The sequence below is a fragment of the Citrobacter sp. RHBSTW-00986 genome (genome assembly GCF_013783065.1).
GTDB lineage: Bacteria > Pseudomonadota > Gammaproteobacteria > Enterobacterales > Enterobacteriaceae > Citrobacter > Citrobacter braakii.
Window position 1 is genome coordinate 547,826 of the sequence record NZ_CP056200.1, and the last position, 24,735, is coordinate 572,560.

At 52.5% G+C, this 24,735-nt stretch carries 26 protein-coding genes and 1 pseudogene; 13 read left to right on the forward strand and 14 right to left on the reverse strand.

Annotated features, from left to right (window positions below; translation table 11 throughout):
• Nucleotides 1-155 precede the first annotated feature (155 nt).
• The 8 genes from rbfA (at nt 156) to mtr (ending at nt 8,928) form a co-directional block, all read left to right on the forward strand.
• Complete coding sequence (rbfA, locus tag HV345_RS02715; protein WP_003024988.1) at nt 156-560, forward strand: 30S ribosome-binding factor RbfA; 405 nt, start codon at nt 156-158, stop codon at nt 558-560.
• A complete protein-coding gene (truB, locus tag HV345_RS02720; RefSeq protein ID WP_047358518.1) occupies nt 560-1,504 on the forward strand; it encodes a tRNA pseudouridine(55) synthase TruB in 945 nt (314 codons plus the stop codon). Before rbfA ends, truB begins: the two co-directional genes overlap by 1 nt.
• Nucleotides 1,505-1,776: 272 nt before the next feature.
• Nucleotides 1,777-2,046, forward strand: a complete 270-nt coding sequence (gene rpsO / locus HV345_RS02725; protein WP_000059465.1) for a 30S ribosomal protein S15 — start codon at nt 1,777-1,779, stop codon at nt 2,044-2,046.
• A 246-nt stretch (nt 2,047-2,292) separates the two neighbouring features.
• Nucleotides 2,293-4,425: a polyribonucleotide nucleotidyltransferase gene (gene pnp, locus HV345_RS02730; RefSeq protein ID WP_008785911.1), complete on the forward strand. Its 2,133-nt coding sequence runs from the start codon at nt 2,293-2,295 to the stop codon at nt 4,423-4,425.
• A 109-nt stretch (nt 4,426-4,534) separates the two neighbouring features.
• Nucleotides 4,535-5,419: a lipoprotein NlpI gene (nlpI, locus tag HV345_RS02735; protein ID WP_003024982.1), complete on the forward strand. Its 885-nt coding sequence runs from the start codon at nt 4,535-4,537 to the stop codon at nt 5,417-5,419.
• 106 nt (nt 5,420-5,525) lie between these two features.
• Nucleotides 5,526-5,606 carry a protein YrbN gene (yrbN, locus tag HV345_RS02740; RefSeq protein WP_010723222.1) on the forward strand — a complete coding sequence of 27 codons (81 nt, stop codon included), beginning with the start codon at nt 5,526-5,528 and terminating at the stop codon, nt 5,604-5,606.
• The gene (locus tag HV345_RS02745; protein WP_016157565.1) at nt 5,599-7,530 is read left to right on the forward strand and encodes a DEAD/DEAH family ATP-dependent RNA helicase; all 1,932 of its coding nucleotides are present in this window, start codon (nt 5,599-5,601) and stop codon (nt 7,528-7,530) included. Before yrbN ends, HV345_RS02745 begins: the two co-directional genes overlap by 8 nt.
• A 153-nt stretch (nt 7,531-7,683) precedes the next feature.
• Nucleotides 7,684-8,928 carry a tryptophan permease gene (gene mtr / locus HV345_RS02750; protein ID WP_016154664.1) on the forward strand — a complete coding sequence of 415 codons (1,245 nt, stop codon included), beginning with the start codon at nt 7,684-7,686 and terminating at the stop codon, nt 8,926-8,928.
• A gap of 89 nt (nt 8,929-9,017) precedes the next feature.
• Here mtr and HV345_RS02755 read toward each other — a convergent pair whose 3' ends face one another.
• The 3 genes from HV345_RS02755 to HV345_RS02765 all read right to left on the reverse strand — a co-directional run bounded on the left by HV345_RS02755 (nt 9,018) and on the right by HV345_RS02765 (nt 11,988).
• Nucleotides 9,018-10,025 (reverse strand): luciferase-like monooxygenase, encoded by a 1,008-nt coding sequence (locus tag HV345_RS02755; protein WP_181636219.1) that lies wholly within the window; start codon nt 10,023-10,025, stop codon nt 9,018-9,020.
• Between the two features lie 80 nt (nt 10,026-10,105).
• Nucleotides 10,106-10,984, reverse strand: a complete 879-nt coding sequence (locus tag HV345_RS02760) for a U32 family peptidase (RefSeq protein WP_019077776.1) — start codon at nt 10,982-10,984, stop codon at nt 10,106-10,108.
• Between the two features lie 8 nt (nt 10,985-10,992).
• Entirely contained in the window at nt 10,993-11,988 is a 996-nt protein-coding gene (locus HV345_RS02765) for a peptidase U32 family protein (RefSeq protein ID WP_016154661.1), read from the reverse strand.
• Between the two features lie 219 nt (nt 11,989-12,207).
• Between HV345_RS02765 and HV345_RS02770 the strand changes: the two genes are divergently transcribed.
• Both HV345_RS02770 and HV345_RS02775 read left to right on the forward strand, forming a co-directional pair.
• A complete protein-coding gene (locus tag HV345_RS02770; RefSeq protein WP_016154660.1) occupies nt 12,208-12,732 on the forward strand; it encodes an SCP2 domain-containing protein in 525 nt (174 codons plus the stop codon).
• Complete coding sequence (locus HV345_RS02775; RefSeq protein ID WP_016154659.1) at nt 12,726-13,229, forward strand: GNAT family N-acetyltransferase; 504 nt, start codon at nt 12,726-12,728, stop codon at nt 13,227-13,229. Before HV345_RS02770 ends, HV345_RS02775 begins: the two co-directional genes overlap by 7 nt.
• On the opposite strand, the pseudogene HV345_RS02780 reads toward HV345_RS02775, so the two are convergent.
• Nucleotides 13,216-13,525, reverse strand: a pseudogene (locus HV345_RS02780) (GIY-YIG nuclease family protein). The gene HV345_RS02775 and the pseudogene HV345_RS02780 overlap by 14 nt on opposite strands.
• A gap of 43 nt (nt 13,526-13,568) precedes the next feature.
• Between HV345_RS02780 and HV345_RS02785 the strand changes: the two are divergent.
• Entirely contained in the window at nt 13,569-13,997 is a 429-nt protein-coding gene (locus HV345_RS02785; protein WP_016154657.1) for a YhbP family protein, read from the forward strand.
• A 37-nt stretch (nt 13,998-14,034) separates the two neighbouring features.
• Complete coding sequence (locus HV345_RS02790) at nt 14,035-14,670, forward strand: NAD(P)H-binding protein (protein WP_016154656.1); 636 nt, start codon at nt 14,035-14,037, stop codon at nt 14,668-14,670.
• Nucleotides 14,671-14,719: 49 nt separating this feature from the next.
• Here HV345_RS02790 and dolP read toward each other — a convergent pair whose 3' ends face one another.
• The 4 genes from dolP to HV345_RS02810 are packed head-to-tail and all read right to left on the reverse strand — an operon-like array spanning nt 14,720 to nt 18,334.
• Nucleotides 14,720-15,295 carry a division/outer membrane stress-associated lipid-binding lipoprotein gene (dolP, locus tag HV345_RS02795; protein ID WP_003024954.1) on the reverse strand — a complete coding sequence of 192 codons (576 nt, stop codon included), beginning with the start codon at nt 15,293-15,295 and terminating at the stop codon, nt 14,720-14,722.
• A gap of 9 nt (nt 15,296-15,304) precedes the next feature.
• Nucleotides 15,305-15,895 (reverse strand): DnaA initiator-associating protein DiaA, encoded by a 591-nt coding sequence (gene diaA, locus HV345_RS02800; protein ID WP_003024948.1) that lies wholly within the window; start codon nt 15,893-15,895, stop codon nt 15,305-15,307.
• Between the two features lie 34 nt (nt 15,896-15,929).
• On the reverse strand, nt 15,930-16,325 hold the full coding sequence (locus tag HV345_RS02805) for a YraN family protein (protein ID WP_019077774.1): 396 nt from the start codon (nt 16,323-16,325) through the stop codon (nt 15,930-15,932).
• Nucleotides 16,283-18,334, reverse strand: a complete 2,052-nt coding sequence (locus HV345_RS02810; RefSeq protein WP_181636220.1) for a penicillin-binding protein activator — start codon at nt 18,332-18,334, stop codon at nt 16,283-16,285. Before HV345_RS02810 ends, HV345_RS02805 begins: the two co-directional genes overlap by 43 nt.
• Before the next feature lie 63 nt (nt 18,335-18,397).
• Here HV345_RS02810 and rsmI point away from each other — a divergent pair, with 63 nt between their 5' ends.
• Nucleotides 18,398-19,261, forward strand: coding sequence for a 16S rRNA (cytidine(1402)-2'-O)-methyltransferase (gene rsmI, locus HV345_RS02815; RefSeq protein WP_016154652.1), 864 nt, complete (start codon nt 18,398-18,400; stop codon nt 19,259-19,261).
• A 137-nt stretch (nt 19,262-19,398) separates the two neighbouring features.
• Here rsmI and HV345_RS02820 read toward each other — a convergent pair whose 3' ends face one another.
• The 6 genes from HV345_RS02820 to HV345_RS02845 all read right to left on the reverse strand — a co-directional run bounded on the left by HV345_RS02820 (nt 19,399) and on the right by HV345_RS02845 (nt 24,512).
• Nucleotides 19,399-20,118, reverse strand: coding sequence for a galactosamine-6-phosphate isomerase (locus HV345_RS02820; RefSeq protein WP_181636221.1), 720 nt, complete (start codon nt 20,116-20,118; stop codon nt 19,399-19,401).
• A gap of 53 nt (nt 20,119-20,171) precedes the next feature.
• Nucleotides 20,172-20,963 carry a PTS galactosamine transporter subunit IID gene (agaD, locus tag HV345_RS02825; protein ID WP_047499692.1) on the reverse strand — a complete coding sequence of 264 codons (792 nt, stop codon included), beginning with the start codon at nt 20,961-20,963 and terminating at the stop codon, nt 20,172-20,174.
• A complete protein-coding gene (agaC, locus tag HV345_RS02830; RefSeq protein ID WP_181636222.1) occupies nt 20,953-21,753 on the reverse strand; it encodes a PTS galactosamine transporter subunit IIC in 801 nt (266 codons plus the stop codon). The genes agaD and agaC overlap by 11 nt, the downstream gene beginning before the upstream one ends.
• A 54-nt stretch (nt 21,754-21,807) precedes the next feature.
• Nucleotides 21,808-22,284 carry a PTS galactosamine transporter subunit IIB gene (agaB, locus tag HV345_RS02835; protein ID WP_047413959.1) on the reverse strand — a complete coding sequence of 159 codons (477 nt, stop codon included), beginning with the start codon at nt 22,282-22,284 and terminating at the stop codon, nt 21,808-21,810.
• Nucleotides 22,285-22,469: 185 nt separating this feature from the next.
• On the reverse strand, nt 22,470-23,345 hold the full coding sequence (gene kbaY / locus HV345_RS02840) for a tagatose-bisphosphate aldolase subunit KbaY (RefSeq protein WP_181636223.1): 876 nt from the start codon (nt 23,343-23,345) through the stop codon (nt 22,470-22,472).
• Nucleotides 23,346-23,357: 12 nt separating this feature from the next.
• The gene (locus HV345_RS02845; RefSeq protein ID WP_181636224.1) at nt 23,358-24,512 is read right to left on the reverse strand and encodes an AgaS family sugar isomerase; all 1,155 of its coding nucleotides are present in this window, start codon (nt 24,510-24,512) and stop codon (nt 23,358-23,360) included.
• Nucleotides 24,513-24,735: the final 223 nt, after the last annotated feature.

Sequence of the window (24,735 nt, forward strand, 5' to 3'; positions counted from 1 at the left end):
TATGCTCCCGGGGATTTACGAGTTTGCCGCCTTGCTGCAACCCAAAATCCTTAGAAGATGATTAAGTGTAGGCTGGGGAAGCGAAGCGCCACCCGGCAAGAAATTTAAAAAGGGGCTTATGGCCCCTTTTTTGTCTTTATTCTGGAGAATTTATTATGGCGAAAGAATTTGGTCGCCCACAGCGTGTCGCGCAGGAGATGCAGAAAGAAATCGCACTCATCCTGCAACGCGAAATCAAAGACCCGCGTGTTGGTATGATGACCACCGTATCGGGTGTTGAGATGTCCCGAGACCTGGCATACGCTAAAGTGTTCGTGACTTTCCTCAACGATCAGGACGAAGCTGCCGTGAAAAACGGCATTAAGGCACTGCAGGAAGCCTCTGGTTTTATCCGCTCTCTGCTGGGTAAAGCAATGCGTCTGCGTATCGTGCCTGAGCTGACCTTCTTCTACGACAATTCGTTAGTTGAAGGGATGCGCATGTCCAACCTGGTGACCAGCGTGGTGAAACATGACGATGAGCGTCGTGTGAACCCAGCGGACGACAGCAAGGAGGACTGATGAGTCGTCCTCGTCGTCGTGGTCGCGACATTCACGGTGTTCTACTGCTGGATAAGCCGCAGGGCATGTCCAGCAATGACGTACTGCAAAAAGTAAAGCGCATCTACAATGCCAACCGCGCGGGACATACCGGCGCGCTGGATCCGCTGGCGACAGGCATGCTGCCTATCTGCCTCGGTGAAGCGACTAAGTTTTCCCAGTATTTGCTGGATTCTGACAAACGCTATCGTGTGGTTGCCCGTCTGGGCCAGCGTACCGACACCTCCGATGCCGATGGGCAAATCGTGCAGGAGCGTCCGGTAACCTTCAGCGCAGAGCAGCTTGCCAGCGCGCTGGAGACTTTCCGCGGCGATATCGAGCAGATTCCGTCAATGTATTCGGCGCTGAAGTACCAGGGTAAAAAGCTGTACGAATATGCGCGTCAGGGCATTGAAGTGCCGCGTGAAGCGCGCCCGATTACCGTCTATGAGCTGCTGTTTATTCGCCACGAAGGTAACGAGCTGGAGCTGGAAGTTCACTGCTCCAAAGGCACTTATATTCGCACCATCGTTGACGATCTCGGTGAGAAGCTCGGATGCGGCGCGCACGTAACGTATCTGCGTCGTCTGACGGTCAGCAAGTATCCGGTGGATCGTATGGTTACGCTGGAACATCTGCATGAGCTGGTTGAACAGGCCGAACAGCAGAACATTCCGGCGGCACAGCTGCTTGATCCTTTGCTGATGCCAATGGACAGTCCTGCATCGGACTACCCTGTTGTTAATTTGCCTTTAACATCGTCGGTTTACTTTAAAAATGGTAACCCGGTACGGACGTCAGGTGCGCCGCTGGAAGGGCTGGTGCGCGTCACGGAAGGCGATGACGGCAAGTTTATCGGCATGGGGGAGATGGACGATGAAGGTCGTGTCGCCCCTCGTCGCCTGGTGGTTGAGTATCCTGCATAGCGCTCTCTGTCTTGCGATAAAAGGGCGCTGCGAGTAGAATACTGCCGCTTAACGTCGCGTAAATTGTTTAACAATCTGCGTGGCGTGTACACAAAATCATTCGAGCTGCATCAAGGCGGCAGGTCTGAGGATCCTCAGGAGCTTACTCAGGTAAGTGACCGAGGTGAGCGGACACAGCCAGCGCAGGGTCAGTTTGAAGAAGGCGTGTATACACTGGGATAGCTGAATTAGAGATCGGCATCCTTTCATTCTTAACACTTTGGAGTTTTAAAATGTCTCTAAGTACTGAAGCTACCGCTAAAATCGTTTCTGAGTTTGGTCGTGATGCAAACGACACCGGTTCTACCGATGTTCAGGTTGCTCTGTTGACTGCACAGATTAACCACCTGCAGGGCCACTTTGCAGAGCACAAAAAAGATCACCACAGCCGTCGTGGTCTGCTGCGCATGGTTTCTCAGCGTCGTAAACTGCTCGACTACCTGAAACGTAAAGATGTTGCACGTTACACCGCGCTGATCGAGCGTCTGGGTCTGCGTCGCTAATTCTTTCGAGTTTCAGAAAGAGGGGGCCTTCATGGCCCCTTTTTTCCAGCAGATGGCAGCAATTCGCTGGAAACTAATGTATTGTTGCTATGAATGATCTTCCGTTGCAGAGGTTCGCGCGGCTAATGAGAGGCTTTACTCATGCTTATGGGTTAGGGTTGTCATTAGTCGCGAGGATGCGCAGAAGATCGGGTATTAACGATGGCGCAAAAATGTGCCGTCAAAAAATAGAGAAAGGATATTAATTTGCTTAATCCGATCGTTCGTAAATTCCAGTACGGTCAGCATACCGTTACGCTGGAAACCGGCATGATGGCGCGTCAGGCGACTGCCGCTGTTATGGTTAGCATGGATGACACTGCGGTATTCGTTACCGTTGTTGGCCAGAAAAAAGCGAAACCAGGCCAGGACTTTTTCCCACTGACCGTTAACTATCAGGAGCGTACTTACGCTGCTGGCCGTATCCCGGGTAGCTTCTTCCGTCGTGAAGGCCGTCCGAGTGAAGGCGAAACTCTGATCGCGCGTCTGATTGACCGCCCGGTTCGCCCGCTGTTCCCGGAAGGCTTCGTTAACGAAGTTCAGGTTATCGCGACCGTTGTTTCCGTTAACCCGCAGGTTAACCCGGATATCGTGGCAATGATTGGTGCATCTGCTGCGCTGACTCTGTCTGGCATCCCATTCAACGGCCCGATCGGTGCTGCACGTGTTGGTTACATCAATGACCAGTACGTACTGAACCCGACTCAGGACGAACTGAAAGAAAGCAAGCTGGACCTGGTTGTTGCTGGTACTGAAGCTGCCGTACTGATGGTTGAATCCGAAGCTGAACTGCTGAGCGAAGACCAGATGCTGGGCGCTGTAGTATTCGGCCACGAACAGCAGCAGGTTGTTATTCAGGCTATCAACGAGCTGGCGAAAGAAGCTGGCAAACCGCGTTGGGACTGGCAGCCAGAAGCCGTCAACGAAGCGCTGAACGCACGCGTTGCCGCACTGGCAGAAGCTCGTCTGAGCGATGCTTACCGTATCACCGACAAACAAGAGCGTTACGCTCAGGTTGACGTGATCAAATCTGAAACCATCGCAACTCTGGTGGCTGAAGACGAAACCCTGGACGCTAACGAACTGGGTGAAATCCTGCACGCTATCGAGAAAAATGTTGTTCGCAGCCGCGTACTGGCAGGCGAGCCGCGCATCGATGGTCGTGAAAAAGACATGATCCGTGGTCTGGACGTGCGTACTGGCGTTCTGCCGCGTACCCACGGTTCCGCACTGTTCACCCGTGGTGAAACTCAGGCGCTGGTTACTGCGACCCTGGGCACCACTCGTGATGCGCAGAACCTTGACGAGCTGATGGGCGAGCGTACTGACAACTTCCTGTTCCACTACAACTTCCCTCCGTACTGCGTAGGTGAAACCGGTATGGTCGGTTCTCCGAAGCGTCGTGAGATTGGTCACGGTCGTCTGGCGAAGCGTGGCGTACTGGCAGTGATGCCGGAACTGGATAAATTCCCGTACACCGTACGTGTGGTTTCTGAAATCACCGAATCTAACGGTTCTTCTTCCATGGCTTCCGTATGTGGTGCTTCTCTGGCGCTGATGGACGCAGGCGTGCCGATCAAAGCTGCCGTTGCGGGTATCGCGATGGGTCTGGTGAAAGAAGGCGACAACTTTGTTGTTCTGTCTGACATCTTGGGCGACGAAGACCACCTGGGCGATATGGACTTCAAAGTGGCGGGTTCCCGCGACGGTATCTCTGCACTGCAGATGGATATCAAAATTGAAGGTATCACCAAAGAGATCATGCAGGTTGCTCTGAACCAGGCTAAAGGTGCGCGTCTGCACATCCTGGGTGTGATGGAACAAGCGATCAACGCACCGCGTGGTGACATTTCTCAGTTCGCTCCGCGTATCCACACCATCAAGATCAGCCCGGACAAGATCAAAGACGTTATCGGTAAAGGCGGTTCTGTTATCCGTGCTCTGACCGAAGAAACCGGCACCACCATTGAAATTGAAGATGATGGTACTGTGAAGATTGCTGCGACCGACGGCGAGAAAGCGAAATATGCTATCCGTCGTATCGAAGAGATCACCGCAGAGATCGAAGTAGGCCGTATCTACAATGGTAAAGTGACCCGTATCGTTGACTTTGGCGCATTCGTTGCCATTGGTGGCGGTAAAGAAGGTCTGGTACACATCTCTCAGATCGCTGACAAACGCGTTGAGAAAGTGACCGATTACCTGCAGATGGGCCAGGAAGTACCGGTCAAAGTTCTGGAAGTTGATCGCCAGGGCCGTGTACGTCTGAGCATTAAAGAAGCAACTGAGCAGTCTCAGCCTGCAGGCGAACCGGAAGCTCCGGCAAGCCAGGGCGAGTAAGGTTGCCATTGCCCTCCGTGAAAGCGGAGGGCTTTTAACCCGGCAGGACGCCTTGTTAGCAACCGGGGAACCTGGACGTTCATTCAATCGTTGTCTTCGGGAGTGGGAAATGAAGCCTTTTTTGCGCTGGTGTTTCGTTGCGACAGCACTCACGCTGGCTGGATGCAGTAATTCCGCCTGGCGTAAGAGTGAAGTCCTCGCAGTACCATTGCAACCGACTTTGCAGCAGGAAGTGATTCTGGCACGTATGGAACAAATTCTTGCCAGTCGGGCTTTAACCGATGACGAACGCGCACAGCTTTTATATGAGCGCGGAGTGTTGTATGATAGTCTCGGTCTGAGGGCACTGGCGCGAAATGATTTTTCACAAGCGCTGGCAATCCGACCAGATATGCCTGAAGTATTCAATTACTTAGGTATATATTTAACGCAGGCAGGCAATTTTGATGCTGCCTATGAAGCGTTTGATTCTGTACTTGAGCTTGATCCAACTTACAACTACGCGCACTTAAATCGCGGTATCGCATTGTATTACGGCGGTCGCGACAAGTTAGCGCAAGATGATCTGCTAGCGTTTTATCAAGACGATCCCAATGATCCTTTCCGTAGTCTGTGGCTTTATCTCGCCGAGCAGAAGCTCGATGAGAAGCAGGCTAAAGAAGCGTTAAAGCAACGCTTTGAGAAATCGGATAAAGAGCAATGGGGATGGAACATTGTCGAGTTCTACCTGGGCAACATTAGCGAAGCAACGCTGATGGAACGCCTAAAGGCGGACGCAACGGATAACACCTCGCTCGCTGAGCATCTCAGTGAAACCAACTTCTATTTAGGTAAGTACTACCTAAGTCTGGGGGATTTGGACAACGCTACGGCATTGTTCAAACTGGCGGTGGCTAACAACGTTCATAACTTTGTTGAGCACCGATACGCATTGTTGGAATTATCGCTCCTGGGCCAGGACCAAGATGACCTGGCAGAATCGGACCAGCAATAGCTGACGTACACATCAGCCCGTAATCTTTTTTGATTGCCATCACCTTCACGGGTGAGGGCGTTGTTGTTCGTTAATACACCTACTTTGAGCCGGTTCACACTTTTCAATGAAAATTGCAGATCAATTTCATGATGAGTTATGTAGACTGGCCGCCATTAATTTTGAGGCACACGTACTACATGGCTGAATTCGAAACCACTTTTGCAGATCTGGGCCTGAAGGCTCCTATCCTTGAAGCCCTTACCGATCTGGGTTACGAAAAACCATCTCCAATCCAGGCAGAGTGCATTCCGCATCTGCTGGGCGGCCGCGATGTTCTGGGTATGGCCCAGACGGGTAGCGGCAAAACTGCAGCGTTCTCTTTACCGCTGCTCAACAATCTTGATCCTGAGCTGAAGGCACCTCAGATTCTGGTGCTGGCACCGACCCGCGAACTGGCGGTTCAGGTTGCAGAAGCCATGACGGATTTCTCTAAACACATGCGCGGCGTGAACGTGGTTGCCCTGTACGGCGGCCAGCGTTATGACGTGCAATTACGTGCCCTGCGTCAGGGACCACAGATCGTTGTCGGTACGCCGGGCCGTCTGCTGGACCACCTGAAGCGCGGTACTCTGGACCTCTCCAAACTGAGCGGTCTGGTACTGGACGAAGCTGATGAAATGCTGCGTATGGGCTTCATCGAAGACGTTGAAACCATCATGGCGCAGATCCCGGAAGGTCATCAGACCGCTCTGTTCTCCGCGACTATGCCGGAAGCGATTCGTCGTATTACCCGCCGCTTTATGAAAGAGCCGCAGGAAGTACGCATTCAGTCCAGCGTAACTACCCGTCCTGACATCAGCCAGAGCTACTGGACCGTCTGGGGCATGCGTAAAAATGAAGCGCTGGTGCGTTTCCTGGAAGCAGAAGACTTTGATGCGGCGATTATCTTCGTTCGTACCAAAAATGCGACCCTGGAAGTGGCAGAAGCGCTGGAGCGTAGCGGTTATAGCAGCGCTGCACTGAACGGCGACATGAACCAGTCCCTGCGTGAGCAGACTCTGGAGCGTCTGAAAGATGGCCGTCTGGATATTCTGATTGCTACCGACGTTGCGGCCCGTGGCCTGGACGTTGAGCGTATCAGCCTGGTTGTTAACTACGACATCCCGATGGATTCCGAATCTTACGTTCACCGTATCGGCCGTACTGGTCGTGCGGGCCGTGCGGGTCGTGCGCTGCTGTTCGTTGAGAACCGTGAGCGTCGTCTGCTGCGTAACATCGAACGCACCATGAAGCTGACTATTCCGGAAGTAGAACTGCCGAACGCAGACCTGCTGGGCAAACGCCGTCTGGAAAAATTCGCCGCTAAAGTACAGCAGCAGCTGGAAAGCAGCGATCTGGATCAGTACCGTGCTCTGCTGGCGAAAATGCAGCCGGAAGAAGAACTGGATATCGAAACGCTGGCAGCCGCACTGCTGAAAATGGCTCAGGGCGAACGTCCGCTGATCCTGCCGCCAGATGCGCCGATGCGTCCGAAACGCGAATTCCGCGACCGTGACGATCGTGGTCCGCGTGACCGCAACGATCGTGGCCCGCGTGGTGACCGTAATGACCGTGGTGGTGAAGACCGTCCGCGTCGTGAACGTCGTGACGTTGGCGATATGCAGCTGTACCGCATTGAAGTGGGCCGTGATGACGGTGTTGAAGTCCGTCATATCGTTGGTGCGATTGCTAACGAAGGCGATATCAGCAGCCGTTACATCGGTAACATCAAGCTGTTTGCTTCCCACTCAACCATCGAGCTGCCGAAAGGTATGCCGGGCGACGTGCTGCAGCACTTTACCCGTACTCGCATCCTGAACAAGCCGATGAACATGCAGCTGGTTGGCGATGCAGTTCCGCACACCGGTGGTGAGCGTCGTGGCGGTGGCCGTTTCAGCGGTGAGCGTCGTGAAGGCGGTCGTGGCGAAGGTCGTGGTTTCAGCGGCGAGCGTCGTGAAGGCGGTCGTAGCGAAGGTCGCCGTTTCAGCGGCGAACGTCGTGAAGGCAACCGCGGTCCGCGTCGTGACGATTCTTCTGCTCCGCGTCGTGATGATTCCGCTGGTCGTCGTCGTTTCGGCGGTGATGCGTAATCCATGCGAAATTACGGTTTAATACCGTAAAGTAAAATATACAGCCCCGATCTCAACAATCGGGGCTTTTTTTATTTCATTTGTACTCGTGTACTGGTACAGTGCAGCACATTGAAATGTAGTCACAATATAAATGACTGGAGAGATGGCTAAATGGCAACACTAACCACCACCCAAACGTCACCTTCGCTGCTTGGCGGCGTGGTGATCATCGGCGGCACCATTATTGGCGCGGGGATGTTTTCTCTGCCAGTGGTCATGTCCGGGGCGTGGTTCTTCTGGTCAATGGCGGCGCTGATCTTCACCTGGTTTTGCATGCTGCACTCCGGGCTGATGATCCTGGAAGCTAACCTCAATTACCGCATTGGTTCCAGCTTTGACACCATCACGAAAGATCTGCTGGGCAAAGGCTGGAACGTTGTGAACGGCATCTCGATTGCTTTCGTTCTCTATATCCTTACCTATGCGTATATCTCGGCGAGTGGTTCGATCCTGCATCACACCTTCTCGGAGATGTCGCTGAACGTTCCGGCGCGTGCGGCGGGTCTTGGTTTTGCGCTGCTGGTGGCGTTCGTGGTGTGGTTAAGCACCAAAGCGGTTAGCCGCATGACGGCGATTGTGCTGGGCGCGAAGGTGATTACTTTTTTCCTGACCTTCGGCAGTCTGCTGGGGCATGTTACGCCCACTACGCTGTTTAACGTGGCGCAGAGCAACGCTTCGTATACGCCGTACCTGCTGATGACGTTACCGTTCTGCCTGGCCTCATTCGGCTATCACGGCAACGTCCCGAGCCTGATGAAGTATTACGGCAAAGATCCGAAGACCATCGTTAAGTGCCTGGTGTACGGCACGCTGCTGGCGCTGGTGCTGTATACCGTATGGTTGCTGGGGACGATGGGTAACATCCCGCGTCCGGAATTTATCGGTATTGCGCAGCAGGGCGGTAACATTGATGTGCTGGTACAGGCGCTGAGCGGCGTGCTGAACAGCCGCAGTCTGGATCTGCTGCTGGTGGTGTTCTCCAACTTTGCGGTGGCGAGTTCATTCCTCGGGGTCACGCTCGGTCTGTTTGACTATTTGGCGGATCTGTTTGGCTTTGATGACTCGGCAATGGGACGTTTTAAAACGGCATTGCTGACGTTTGTCCCGCCGATTGTCGGTGGCCTGCTGTGGCCGAACGGTTTCCTGTACGCCATTGGCTATGCAGGGCTTGCCGCGACCATCTGGGCCGCCATTGTTCCGGCGCTGCTGGCCCGTAAATCCCGCGAGCGTTTTGGCAGCCCGAAATTCCGTGTCTGGGGCGGCAAGCCGATGATTGCGCTGATCCTGGTATTCGGTATCGGCAACGCGGTTATCCATATTCTGTCGAGCGTGAATTTGTTGCCTGTGTACCAGTAACCTTTTAGTGCCGGATGGCGGTTGCGCCTAATCCGGCCTATACGATCTCGTAGGCCCGGTAAGCCAAATGCCACCGGGCAAAACAACGATTACCCCACCAACTCTTCTTTCACCTGCATCGCCAGGTCAAACGAATGTAGACGTGCCTGATGATCAAAAATCTGGCCGTTAACCATAATTTCATCGGCCTGGATTTCACGCAAAATGGCGTCGAGACCGTGTCGCACTTTCGCCTTATCACCAACCAGCGACATGCTCAGAGCCTGTTGTACGCCGTACTGCTCGGAAGCGGACCACAGCTGATGCATATTCTCTACCGGTGGCGGTAGCTGGCCGGTTTCGCCACGACGCAGTTTCACAAACGCCTGCTGCATTGAGGTGAAAAGAAATTCGGCATCGCGGTTGCTGTCGGCGGCAATGATGTTGATGCACACCATCGCATACGGCTTTGCCAGACGCGCTGAGGGCTTGAACTGGGTGCGATACAGATGCAGCGCCTGATGCAACATATCCGGAGCAAAGTGCGAGGCGAAGGCAAATGGCAGGCCGAGCTGGGCTGCCAGCTGTGCGCTGTACAGGCTGGAGCCTAATAACCAGACCGGGATCTGCTCGCCGTAGCCGGGAACCGGGCGTACATGAGGATTTGGATCGCGGGCGTCGAACCAGTCCACCAGTTCAGCTACGTCGCGCGGGAAGTTATCGATATCACCACTCATATGGCGGCGCAACGCGCGCATGGTCGGCTGGTCGCTACCCGGCGCGCGGCCAAGCCCGAGATCGATTCGCCCCGGATACAGCGTATTCAGGGTACCGAACTGCTCGGCGATCACCAGCGGCGAATGGTTGGGCAGCATAACGCCGCCAGAACCAAGATGCAGCGTGGTGGTATTGGCAGCCAGATAGCCAATCAGCACAGAGGTCGCCGCGCTGGCGATGCCGGTCATGTTGTGATGTTCTGCCAGCCAGTAGCGGTGGTAGCCGCGCTTTTCGGCCAGTCGAGCGAGATCAAGCGAGTGTGTGAAGGCCTCTTTTGCCGAAGATCCTTCAGGGATCGGCGCCAGATCCAGCACCGAGAACGGAATAGTTTTGTCAGTCATAACGGCTCACTTTGTTACCGGTTAATCTTTTAATACTGCATTAAAGATTAGCGAATGTTGTTAACAAAGTGAGCTATTAATCACGGCTGTAGTTCAAGACCTGCCAGCCGCTTCCAGTAGCCATTGCAGTCGCTGTGGGCAGCAAGCGGTAATGGGGCAGTGCCATTTTCATTGGCGCGGAAGGCATCGAGCATGGCGAACGTGTCGCTGCCTGAAGGGGACAGACGCACAATATCAACCAGGCCTTGCATGGACGTCAGCTCGTTACCCAGGTTATAGACATAGCCGCTCATGGTCTGGATGCCGTTGAGGACAAAGACCTGCTGATTCTCCTGCGACAGCACATCGCGCCCATTCGGGTATTTGATGCAGCAGGTTTCACACTCGTCTTTTGGACGGTCTTCAGAGCGTGCGGTAAAGCAGCGGGCAGAGTACGCCAGCGGCAGATGCCCGTAGCTCAGTACCTCTACTTCAAACTGATTGCGAATACCCAGCTCTTCACACTGGTTGAGCAGATTGACTAGCCAGTCACGGGACAGTTCTACCGGCATACACCAGCGCACCATGCCCTGCCTGAGCAGCAAACGCAGGGTTACCGCGTTGTAGCAGTTGAGCGCATGCCCGGCGACAAACGGCAGCTTACGCTCGGCACACATGTTTACCACGCCGAGATCGCTGGCTTCCAGCAGGAAGTCGCCGTTTTCGACATAGCGTTTCAGTTCTCCCAGCTCAGAGGAGGCCTGCACCAGCGCCAGCGTTGACAGCACCACCTGTTTACCGCTGCCAGCGAGCGATTTCGCCATATCGATCCAGTCGCCTACTTTGGTGGCGCGGCGTTTACTGCACACCGCTTCGCCAAGGTAGATAACGTCGGCCTGGCTGGTGGCGGCCTGCTGATAAAAATCTTCCAGCGTTTCTTTCGGCCAGTACCACAGCACCGGCCCTAAGGAATATTTCATTGCTTCTCTCACTGCCATTTACGGTGATACGCGCCAAGCGTGGTCTGCGTGCCTTCGGACATTGAACCGAGCGTTTCCATCCACGCGGCCTGTGGGGCGTAGTTTTGCGGGTCGGCCATACAGCGGTCGATCGCCTGGCGCCACACTTTCGCCACCTGGCTGACGTAGGCCGGGCTACGCTGACGCCCTTCGATTTTCACCGAGGCAATATTGGCCGCCAGCAGTTCTGGCAGCAGCTCCAGCGTATTCAGGCTGGTGGGTTCTTCCAGCGCATGATAGCGCTCGCCATCAACCAGATAGCGGCCTTTACACAGCGTCGGATAACCGGCGTTTTCTCCGTCCTGATAGCGGTCGATCAGCACTTCATTAAGACGGGATTCCAGCCCTTGTTGGGTCTGCTGCCAGCGAACAAAACGGGCAGGGGAGCAGGCGCCAACCGTATTAGGAGACTCGCCCGTCAGATAGGATGAAAGATAGCAGCGGCCTTCCGCCATAATGCACAGACTGCCAAAGGCGAACACTTCCAGGGGAACTGGCGTGACGCGAGCGAGCTGCTTCACCTGGTGAATAGACAGTACGCGCGGCAGTACCACGCGGGCGACATCAAAGTTGCGATGATAGAAATTAATCGCCTCTTCATTGGTTGCAGATGCCTGAACAGAGACATGACGCTCAATATGCGGGTAGCGCTCTGCGGCATACTCAAGCATGGCGAGGTCGGCGAGGATCAGCGCATCCGCACCCAGTTGCGCCGCCATATCTACGGCACGTTGCCAGCGCGCGTAACCATCCGGATGCGCAAAGGTGTTAATCGCGATGTGCAGCTTACGGCGGTGCTGATGGACAAAACTCACCGCTTCCTGCAATTTTTTCTCGGTAAAATTAAGGCCGGCGAAATGACGGGCGTTGGTATCATCTTTCAGCCCGATGTAGACCGCATCAGCGCCGTTCTCGATGGCCGCCTTAAGCGCCGGGAGGTTTCCGGCAGGGCAGAGCAGCTCCATAATTTATCCTGAACGTTGCGCCGTAAAGGGCGCAGAAATGTTAACGAAGAGGGATTTTAGTTAACCTTGCTGAGACAATTTTTGATTTGAGGCAGTTAAAGTCGTATTGGTGATACCAATAAGAGGTAACAATTTCGTAGCGAATTGTTGATTTATGCCGCTATGTCGTTTATTTGATATGGCAAAATAGCAGGATAATTGAAACAGGGAGTAAAGCTCGTGTTGGATAAACTGCGTTCACGCTTAGTACATTTTGGTCCTTCTCTGATGAGTGTACCGGTTAAACTGACGCCCTTTGCGCTGAAGCGCCAGGTTCTGGAGCAGGTCCTGAGCTGGCAGTTTAGTCAGGCGCTGGCCGATGGGGAGCTGGAGTTTCTCGACGGTCGCTGGCTGAGCATTCATGTGCGTGACATTGGCCTTAAATGGTATACCTCTGTTGAGAACGATAAACTTATCGTCAGCCAGAATGCAGAGGCGGATGTGAGTTTTAGCGCGGATGCCAGCGATCTCCTGATGATCGCGGCGCGTAAGCAGGATCCGGATACGCTGTTCTTCCAGCGTCGCCTGGTGATTGAAGGTGATACAGAATTAGGGCTGTATGTTAAAAATCTGATGGACGCCATCGAACTGGATCAGATGCCTAAAGCGTTGCGCGTCATGCTGATGCAGTTGGCGGATTTTGTTGAGGCGGGAATGAAAACGTCGCCAGAAACCAAACAGACTTCGGTAGGTGAGCCATGCTGATTCGAGTTGAAATTCCCATTGATGCCCCAGGTATTGATGCATTGCTGCGTCGTTCATTTGAGAGCGATGCGGAAGCCAAATTAGTGCACGACCTGCGTGAAGACGGTTTCATAACGCTGGGTCTGGTTGCTACCGATGACGAAGGTCAGGTAGTGGGTTACGTCGCGTTCAGCCCTGTCGATGTCCAGGGCGAAGACCTGCAATGGGTCGGCATGGCGCCGCTCGCGGTGGATGAAAACTACCGTGGGCAGGGCCTGGCGCGTCAGCTGGTCTATGAAGGACTCGATTCCCTGAACGAGTTTGGTTACGCCGCGGTGGTTACGCTGGGCGATCCGGCGCTGTACAGCCGCTTTGGTTTTGAGCTGGCTGCCCATCATGACCTACGTTGCCGCTGGCCGGGCACCGAAAGCGCGTTCCAGGTTCATCGCCTGGCGGAAGATGCGCTGGAGGGTGTGACGGGCCTTGTGGAATACCACGACTACTTCAATCGTTTTTAAGCGCCGGGGGTTTGCAGGCTGCTCAGTAGTGCCTCAAGCCCTTCGCCTTCAACAAGGCGCTCTTTCTGCCGCTTTGTAAGCTGTTTGACGCGATATTCTAAGCGCAGGGCCAGCGAACGGTCGCCGACCTGAGCCGCAAATGCCAACGTGAGTTCCCCCTTTCCGCGCAGCGCCTTCGCGCCTTTCCCACTTTGATGCTGCTTATAGCGGCGCTGCACATCGGTGGTTATTCCGGTGTATAAGGCGTTGTCCGCAGTACGGATCAGGTACAGATACCAGGGTGTCATTGTCACCATCGACGTGATAATTTTCAGGCCTACAGTATAAAAGAGAACAGAAATGGAAACACTGACTGCGGTGACCCGCTGGCTGGCAAAGCAGCACGTCGTGACCTGGTGTGTACATCATGACGGTGAATTATGGTGCGCCAATGCGTTTTACCTGTTTGATGCGCAGAAGATGGTGTTCTATGTGCTGACCGAAGAGAAAACGCGCCATGCGCAGATGTCCGGGCCGCGCGCGGCGATTGCCGGCACGGTAAATGGTCAGCCCAAAACGGTCGCCCTGATTCGTGGCGTACAGTTTAAAGGGGAAATCCGGCGTCTTGAAGGGCAGGAGAGTGAAGCCGCGCGTAATGCCTACAACCGCCGTTTCCCGGTTGCCAGAATGCTGCCTGCGCCCGTGTGGGAGATTCGACTGGATGAAGTCAAATTCACGGACAACACGCTGGGCTTTGGCAAAAAAATGCACTGGCAACGTGATCTATAGTTAATAGAGTGATTAAAGAGTCAGGGGAAGATTAGCGATGAGTCAGGTATTAATAACAGGCGCAACGGGGCTGGTAGGCGGAAATTTGCTGCGTATGCTGCTCAATGAACCCCGGGTCAATGCCATCACGGCGCCGACACGTCGACCGCTGGCTGATACGGCTGGCGTCTATAATCCCTATGATCCGCAGCTAACCGATGCGCTGGCGCAGGTCACCGATCCGGTAGATATTGTCTTTTGTTGTCTGGGAACCACCCGGCGTGAAGCGGGTAGCAAAGAAGCGTTTATCCATGCTGACTATACGCTGGTGGTGGACACGGCCCTGACGGGGCGTCGGTTGGGCGCTCAGCATATGCTGGTGGTCAGTTCGATGGGTGCCAATGCCAATTCACCGTTTTTTTATAACCGGGTGAAAGGGGAAATGGAGCAGGCGCTGATCGCGCAAAATTGGCCGCGGCTGACGATTGTTCGGCCTTCAATGTTACTCGGAGAACGGGATAAACAGCGGGCGAATGAGAGGTTTTTAGCGCCGTTATTTCGGCTGCTACCGGGGAACTGGAAGTCGATTGAGGCGCGTGATGTAGCCCGGGCTATGCTGGCGGAGGCACTGGCGCCTGGACATGAAGGCGTTTCGATCCTGACCTCTTCCGAACTGCGCGAAAGAGCCAAATAAAATGCCGGAGAGGACGCTCTGGCGTCCCCATCCGGCATTTGTAGCAGTCTTACTTAATAAACGTAAAAGCCGTCGTGACGCGTTTCACGCCGCTTACCCGGCTGGCGATGTCTGCCGCAGCCTTCGCTTCACGTTCAGTTACCAGACCCAACAGGAACACTTCCCCGTTTTCGGTGGTGACTTTCACGTTAGAGGATTTCACCTGATCGCTGGTCAGCAACTGGGAACGTACTTTAGTGGTTATCCAGGTATCGTTAGACGCATCGCCCAGGCCGATTGGCTGACCCTGACGGATCTCGTTAAAGACCTCAGTGGTACCTTCTACGCCCATCGCAATCTGTTTTGCTCGCGCAGACAGTTCGCTATTTGGCGACTGACCGACCAGCAGCACTTTACCCTGATACGCGCTCACGTTGATACGCGCCTCTTTCTTGATCTGGGCATCTTTCGACAACGCGGTATTGACGCGTAATTCCAGGGTTCCGTCATCTACCTGGGTGCCTACACTGCGAGGATCCGTCGCGGCTTTGGTGCCGACAGCAGCAGTTCCGACAACGGCGGCAGCGACACAGCCTTGCAGTAGCAGGGCAGCGATAATCACAGCAAGCGGCGAAAATGCCTTCATGTGTACTCCTTAATCATCCTGGTGAGGGAAAAGCGTGTTATCGATGAGATCGCAAAGGCAGTTGACCGTCAGCATATGCATTTCCTGAACGCGGGCGCTGTGGTGTGAAGGGATACGGATTTCAACATCCTGCGGCCCCAGTAACCCGGCCAGCTCCCCTCCGTCATACCCGGTCAGTGCGACAATTGTCATGTCGCGTGTCACGGCGGCTTCAACGGCTTTTACGATATCGCGGCTATTACCACGCGTAGAGATTGCCAGCAGAACATCACCTGCATGTCCCAGCGCACGGACTTGTTTTGCATAAACTTCATCGTGCAGGCGATCGTTGGCAATCGCAGTTAAGACCACATTATCAGTATTTAGTGCAATCGCAGGTAAACTTGGGCGCTCTGTTTCAAAACGATTGATCATGCTGGCAGCAAAATGCTGTGCGTTGGCAGCGGACGTCCCATTACCACAACAGAGAATTTTGTTGCCATTGAGCAGGGACTGAACCAGCGTCATGGCTGCACGGGAGATCGCATCCGGAAGTGCTTCAGCCGCAGCTATCTGAGTTTGAATGCTTTCTGTAAAGCAGACTTTAATTCTATCTAACACGCTAATCCTTAAGAACCAGGCTCTGAATCTTCAACTATGAGCGGTCGTTGAACGCGTCCTTAAACCACTCAACATCATTTCCGGTGAAGGCTAACACATCGAACCGGCAATCCACAGTATCAAAACTTCCATTGTGGCGCGCAAGCCACAAGCGGGCAGTCTGTAATAATTTGTGTTGTTTGCTCCGGGTCACACTCGCCGCTGCACCGCCAAACTGGGCTGAGCGCCGATAGCGAACCTCAACAAATACGGTGGTGTTGCCTTCACGCATTATCAGGTCGATTTCGCCGCCACGCTCATGCACGTTGGCGGCGATAAAATGCAGTCCCTTGCTCTGCAGCCAGTCACGCGCGGTGGATTCCCACGCGTCACCGGTCTGTTTACTCGTTAACTGGCGGGGACGACTTGTCCTTGCTGGTATTTGAGCCATGATAACTTCCTGTTAATCACACAATCCTGCGTTGCGGTTAAGGCTCCGGTGTTGCCGTTAATTTCGAAACCCTGCACCTGACGCATTTGCGAGAAGTGGTTGGCAAGCGACCAGGCATCGACGCCCATCGCGTACATACGTGCCAGCGAGTAGTCGTTACGAACCGCGCCCAGCGCCTGCTGCATGAGAGGGGCGTTAGCGCCTGCCAGCATCGGAATTTCGCTGTACTGCAAGCCTTCCATCTCCAGACGGAAATCCGGGCCGGCAGTTCCCTGCGCGCTACGGGAGCTGGCGTACAGCGTGGCACCGCTCTGGCTACCGTTGCGCATGGCGATCATCGGCTTTATAAATGCAATTTCTTCCGGCGTTGCCAGAATATATACGGCATCAACACGACCGCTGCCGCCGGTGATTTGCGCATCGGTAGGTGCTGCCGGAATGGTCAGACCGCCAATCGTCACGCCAGGCTGCGCGGGTACAGAAGAGGCGACCGGGCTGCCCGTCAGGGAGATCCCCGAGCCGCCGTTGACGCCCATTTTCAGCTCAGTGGTGGAGCCGAACTTCTGCTGCAGCACCACGCCGCCACCCAGTTTTTGCCACTCCTGTGCAAAGGCGTTGGCAACGCGATCGCCTAACGAACTCCGCGGGATCAACAACAGCGGCGTCTGTTTTCCTTGATCGCGAATGTGGCGTGCTGCGTCGCGCGCTTCATCTTCTGGCGACAGAGCGAAGTAGCAGACGTTCGGCAGGTTTTTTACCGACTCCGGCTGATTAAGCGCCAGGACGTTTAATGGCGTGTTGCTTTTCATCAGCTCTTCAACATTGTTCTTCAACAGTGGGCCAACCACGATGCTGGCGCCATCCTGCTGAACCTGAGTCAGGATCTGATTCAGCGGCTGTGATGACGTGTCGTAGATTTTCAGCTCTGCGGACGGATTCGCTGGTGCGCTGGCGGTTGTTGGCTGTGCAGGCGCTGTTGGTTGTGGAGCTGTAGCTTCTGGCTGTGCTGGCGTCTCGTTGGTCAGATCGCTTACTGACGCCTGAGCCGGGCTGGCAACACCGTCAGTCGTTTGCGGCTGTTCCGTGGTCGTCGCAGCCGCTGTATCCGCAGCAGGCGCGGCAACAGCAGGGTCCGCTACGGGTTGAGTACCCATATTTTTCGCAGCTTCAAAGCCTTGCTGAATAGTACGGCCAAATACAGCGGCCTGACCGTTCAGCGGCAACAGCAGAGCAATTTTGCTGGTGGAAGCGGGTTTAAAGCTCTGCACGTTAACCAACTGCGTTGGCAATAGTTTTGCCCCCGGGTTTTGTGGATAACGTTTCTGCCAGTCAGCAATACCGGCTTTCATCATGTCTGGATCGTTACGGTTATCGAACCAGACGCGCTGGAGATCCAACCAGCCTTGCAGCACGTTTTCATCCGCATTGATGACCAGCGTCTGCGCTTGCTCCTGGGTCATGGATGACAGCGCCTGCCAGGTGGCATCCATGTTTTTCTGCTTAGCGTTCGCGGCCAGCAGCGGTTCCTGGGCGATCAGGGCGCGCAGTAAAGTCAGCGATGGACGACCCTGGTTGACGTCGATTTGCGCCTGCCAGTATCTCGCCTGCTGGTTTTGATCAAAATCGGCGGGGGTTAGCTTATCCAGCAGGGCCTGTGCGCCAGCGACATCTTTCTGCGCGAGCTTAATTTCGACAGCCAGCAGTGACTGCTCACGACGCTGGGTATCGCTTAGCTTCTGTGGTAGCTGGTTGAACAGCTCGAAAGCCTGCTGGCTCTTGCCTTCTTTCAGCAGTGCACGAATGGCGAGTAATTGCCAGTTGGTCTTGCTATCATCTGAGCTTTGCTGCATTTGTTGCAGATAAAAGCCGGAATCAGCCTGCGCAGTGCCCTGCATATGGGCTGCACTCTGGTCTGGTGCCTGGGTGCCACAGCCTGCAAAAATCAGTGCAGCCAGAATGACTGGTAGCGCGCGTGCGGCTTTCAAACGAGAAAATGTTGAGGGTACCATACTGTATCCAGTGATATTTTTTTACTCAATGCTCAATATTAAATCGGCAATACGGACGACACAATGAAACAACACGAATCGGCGGATAATTCTCAAGGCCAACTCTTTATTGTACCTACTCCTATAGGAAATTTGGCTGATATTACCCAACGAGCGCTCGAAGTTTTACAAGCCGTTGATTTGATTGCCGCTGAAGACACTCGTCATACAGGACTCTTGTTACAACACTTCGCGATTAACGCGCGTTTGTTCGCTTTACATGACCACAACGAGCAACAAAAGGCCGAAACGCTGGTGGCGAAGCTTAAAGAAGGGCAAAACATTGCGCTGGTTTCCGATGCCGGAACGCCGCTGATTAACGATCCTGGCTACCATCTGGTACGGACCTGCCGCGAAGCAGGGATCCGCGTTGTTCCCCTGCCAGGCCCTTGCGCGGCGATTGCTGCCCTGAGCGCTGCAGGTCTGCCTTCAGACCGCTTTTGCTATGAAGGTTTTCTGCCTGCCAAATCGAAAGGGCGTCGTGATGCGATGAAAGCCATTGAGGCTGAACCGCGTACGCTTATTTTTTATGAATCCACCCACCGTTTGCTGGATAGCCTGGAAGATATGGTTGCCGTCTGGGGCGAATCCCGCTACGTGGTGTTGGCGCGTGAGTTGACCAAAACCTGGGAAACCATTCACGGTGCGCCGGTCGGCGAACTGCTGGCGTGGGTCAAGGAAGATGAAAACCGTCGTAAAGGCGAAATGGTGCTGATTGTCGAAGGACACAAAGCGCAAGAAGACGACCTTCCGGCTGATGCGCTGCGTACGTTGGCCTTATTGCAGGCAGAACTGCCGCTGAAAAAGGCCGCCGCACTGGCCGCTGAGATCCACGGCGTGAAGAAGAATGCGCTGTATAAGTACGCGCTGGAACAGCAGGGGGAGTAAGAAGGCCTGCATTAATCACCGGCTTGTCGGAAGAAATGTCGGAAGAAATGTCGGAAGAAATCGCTGAAAGCGTTGCAGTTAAAAGGCAAACTGCAACGCGTTGCTGCGTCAGGGGGATGTGGCGGTTGCTGTAAATTTTATTTATCAGGATATTGTGAGCCGTCAATCAGGCAACTGACATTGCGGTGCAACCATAAAAATGAAGCAGGAATAGTAGTAGTAACGGAGGCGGCTAGGTATTTTTCTACCGCATCGTGCTTCCCATCACCTGCTATCAGCAACAAAATCTCTTTTGCATTCAGGATGTCTTTCAATCCCAGCGTAATGCCGTGAGTCACACGACTACCAGCTGTTTTTAACATGTCATGATGGCGTGTTTTCTCCTCAAGTACGCTGATATGGCAAAACGGCTCCAGGAGCTCTGTGGGTTCATTCAATCCCAAATGGCCATTTTTGCCTATTCCGAGCAGACATAAATCGAGGCCGCCTCGGCTGGCAATAATCTCTGTGATGCGCTCGCATTCCTGCTCGTTAACATTTTCAGATTGAAAACCAACCAACTGTTCAGCTCGTAAACCCAGCGGTTGAGCGATGTGTTGTTGCAGGAAAGATTCACACGTTGCAGGAGAGTTCAACGGAATACCGACCCACTCATCCAATTTCACGAAAACCACTCGATTAAAATCGATATTACGTTGGTTAATTTTCTCGACAAAGTAGCGATATGTGAGAAGGGGGGTGCCTCCTGTTGCCAGACAGATGGTTGCATCAGGTTTATTCTGTATCAGCGTAATTAACTGTTCGCTGGCGCGATCGCTCAATACATCATAATTGTCGCAATACTGAATATATTGCATTTTTCGAGTCCTTTTGAAGTAGGGTGTTGCAGGCTGCTTCACCCTTATTTCGTTTAAAGTATGCCGAGTGCTGAAGAGATAATTGACAGTACAAACGTCACGCCGATTAACAGTACTGGATGTGCTTTTTTCACCCGCAACAGGTAGTACATCAGTAACGTGTAGCCCATCGGTAAAATATTCGGGAATACTTTATCGAAAAAATCCTGCTGTAATGCCACGCTGTGGGTACTGTCGATTGCAAAAGAAGTTACAACGTTAATGTGCACATAGGATGCGATAAGCCCGCCAATAACTGTGATCCCGAGGATCGTTGCTGAGCGGGCGATCATCTGCGAATTTTCTCGTACTTTGTCGATAGCTTTAACACCTACCGAGTAACCGACATGCGTCCAGCCGACGCGCAAGAAAAAGATCATCAAATAAACGGCGAAAAACAAAATTGGCCCCAGTATGTTTCCCTGGCTGGCGAAAGATGAACAGATCCCCGCCATAATAGGTAGTAAGGTGAACCAGAAAATGGCATCGCCGATCCCGGCGATAGGTCCAAATAGCGCCACTTTCAAGCCTTTAATTGTGTCGCGGTTTTCCCCCTTTTCTTCCATTGAGATCAATAATCCCATCAGAAAACCGACCAGATTAGGGTGGGTATTGATAAATTCTAAATGATCTTTCATCGCCGCGCTTAGACCGGCTTTATCATCCTTATAAATTTTTTTTAGTACCGGGAGCATAGCCCAGGTAAAACCACCTGCCTGCATCCTTTCATAGTTAAAGCTGGCCTGAAGAAATGACGAGCGAAAGCCAAGGCGAGTAATGTCTTTTTTACTGATTTCAGATCCCATTGCTATAGTCCCCTTCTTCATTGTTTTTATTAGTGGCAAGTTGAGCCTGCTGTTTGGCTTTCGCATTGAAAAATTCATATACGGCGAAGCCTGCGCCCAATACGGCGAGGGGCAGTAGGTTGTTAACCTGGATGTAGCAGACGAAGAGGAAGCCAGCAATCAGGTAAGGTATGTACTGTGCTTTGAACATCACGCGGAGCAACAAACCAAAACCAACAGCAGGCAAAATGCCCCCCGCCACTTCAAATCCATGTGTTAACCAGGCGGGCATGGCTTTTACCAGTGACTGCATAGCGCCCTGTGCCAGATACGTACACAGGAAGGCGATGATGGCGTATGAAGAAGCAACAATCAGTGTTGTCAGCCAGTTCAGACGCGTAAATGCGCTTGTGTTTGCTTCTCTCGCACAGTTATCGGCTTTTGCCATAAACAGAGAGAATGCTGAGTAAAAGAACAATATTACGTATTGCATTAGAAGGCTGAAGGGCAAACCAAGACCGATGGCCGTTTTGGCATCCACGCCGGTAGACCATGCGATAACAGTGGTCATTAAACCGGCCATTATTGGATTGGGTGGCTGTACGCCTCCTGCGGGGGTTAGGCCAGCAAAAGCCAACTCGGTCAAACCACCTGTTATTAGGCCAATATGAATATCACCCAGAATAGCGCCGGTTAAAGTACATACAATAATCGGTCTGAATAAAAACAAGGCTTCCAGCCAAAAGTCGATTCCAAGAAAGAAAACTAATGCAGCCAGGGATATACCCTGAATAAGGGTTATTTCATGCATATATATCACCTCAAGAAAATAAATCCTTTTATTATGAAAAAGTTGTTTAGCCTTTTAATCAGGAATCTGTTCTTTTTGATCTCCAGGGACATCCTGAATAAAAATATTAACACCCTGTTTTTTTATAAAATGCAGGTCATCAAGATCTTGTTCATTAACGTAAACTTTGCTGCTTATCTGTTTTTTGCCTTCAGAGAAATGCATGTTACCCACATTGACATCGTTCAGTTGAATACCTCCTTCGAGCAATCTTCTTACTGTTTGTGGCGTCCGACAAATAAGAAAAATTTTCTGATGTGGTGCGGCCTTACCGATAACGTTTATGGTTTTATCTATGGAAAAAAAGCGGATGCCAAAACCGTAAGTTTCAGCAGTGATGCTCATTAATTTCTGCTGAATTTCATCTTGAGCAACGTCATCATCAATAACGACCAACAAGTTAGCACCAATTGTGGATGTCCATGTGACACCAACCTGTCCATGTACTAATCGGTTATCAATGCGGGTTAACAGAATTTTTGGACCACTCATATTTTAATCCTCACCATAAAAAGATTGAATTACATAGATTATTGAAATATATTATTATTGCAGTATCAAGTTTGTGAATTTATTCAGCGTAATTTAAACGCTATATATCTCTATTATTCGAATAATGAGTGCTAAAAGACATTATGCAGATAGCACTCAAGAATAAAAAAGAAATATAACGATGGTCACGATAATTCGCGGACAGCCATCAATTTGTTTGCTGAGCCGCATACATTAATTTTGCTACGCACCACTTCTTTCATCGCATCCATACCGACCCGCATATAATAACGGGGATCATTACCTTGTGGATTTTCCGCAAACCACGCTTTGACTGCATCGGCAAAAGCAATCTTCAGCTCGGTAGCAACGTTAACTTTGCACACACCAAGTTCGATCGTGCGGCGGACGTATTCGTCAGGGACATCGCTTGCGCCATGTAGTACCAGTGGAACGTCGACTACTTCACGAATTTCACCCAGCCGTTGGAAATCGATTTTAGGCGTTTTGGTGTAGAGGCCGTGAGCCGTACCAATGGCGACAGCAAGGCTGTCTACGCCGGTACGCTCAACAAACTGTTTGGTTTCTTGTGGATCGGTGAGGAAGGCGCTTTCGGCATCCACGCTCATGTCATCTTCAACACCGCCGAGGCGACCTAACTCTGCTTCGACGCTGCAATCTTTGGCATGGCAAAAATCTACGACGGATTTAACCAGTTTCACGTTTTCTTCAAACGGGAAATGGCTGCCGTCGATCATTGCGCTGCGTACTCCTGCATTTACTTTGCGGCGAATATCGTCCAGAGACTCATGATGATCGAGATGTAACGCCAGCGGCATGTCGTAGCTGGTGGAATAAGCGCTGCACAGTGCATAGATCTCTTCCAGTGCAATATGCTTAAAGGTACCTGGGGTTCCGGCGAGGATCACCGGCGATCGCATTTCATTGCATACTTCAAGGATCGCCTGGATCGTCTCGGCGTTATGAATGTTGAAGGCGGGTACGGCGTAGCCTTTTTTTTGTGCATCCAGCAGGAGGTATTTTGTGGAAATAATGCTCATATAACGATCCTTTTAGGCGTTCCAGGGATGAATAACAACGCCCTGTACAACGCGGTTCACAGTGCCGCTGGCAGAAGGCGTATCCGGTGTATTGCCGATGTTAATGGATTGCGTCAAAGCAAAGACCTGGGCGTAGATCAGGAAGCAGAACGCTAATTCCATATCAATGAAAGAGCGTGCTGGCGGCAGCAGAATATGTGGGCCAGCTTCAATCACTTCATGGGTTTGTGTGGCAATTGCGACAACTCGTAGCGCCTGACGATCGCGGCGTAACTCTGCCAATAGATCGAGATCGTACTGACGTGTATAGGGGTGGCTGGAAACAAAAACCACTACCAGCGTTTCGTTATCAACCAGCGACTTTGGACCGTGACGAAAGCCGGTCGGGGAGTCATAAAATGCAGCCAGTTTACCCGCAGTCAGTTCCAGAACTTTCAGTGCCGATTCACGCGCAGCTCCCTGTAATCCACCGCTACCAAGGTAGACGATCCGTTTCCACGGATCATTGCCGAACACACCGTCGCTGAAATCGCCCAGTGAAGTCAGGATCGCCTGGCACCGATCGGCTACGTCGCGGAAGGTCTGACTATTGATTTTCTCTGGGGCGAATACTGCCAGGCAACTGGCCATCATGGTGGTAATGCTGCTGGTCATGGCAAAACCACGGTCATGTGTCTCTGCGGGCATTAACAGAGCAAAGGCATTGTCGCTTGCGACTGCGTTTTGATACAGGCAACCAGCTTCGTTACAGGTGATTGGCAGGTGATAACACTCAGATACAAACTGATTAGCCAGTTCTACTGCAGCAACGCTTTCTGGGCTGTTACCTGAGCGAGCGAAAGAAACTAGCAGCAGTGGATGTGCGGGATTCAGATAATCCATCGGATTGGTGACCAGGTCAGTGGTCGGAACGGCAGTGATGTTTTTTCCGGTGTAGCTTGCCAGCCACGGGGCGATGATGTCGCCAATGAATGCTGAGGTCCCGGCCCCGGTTAGTACGATCCGCAGATCGTTTTTGCGCAACAATGGCGCAAGAAAGCTATCAATGGCGGATCGAATATTGTCGATATTGGTGAGAGAACGGATCCAACTGGCAGGTTGTTGACGGATCTCTTCTTCGGTCCAGGTGCCCGTTACCGCAGTAACAGGGGTATAGGTTTCTGGCATAACTTAAGTCCTTAGTCTTGTAAAATCCACATAAGACGCTGGCGAAAATATCGCTATCTTTCGTTTCGTTTCACTTGCTCATATAATCTATTAATTAAAATCTATAGAAAAGAAATCGAAAGGTCAATAAGATGAAATGAAATAAAACGAAAATTGTGATCGTGAGAGCGAGGAATGTAATTATCTTATTGATCTATAAAGATAAGAGTTGTTGTAAGGTGGT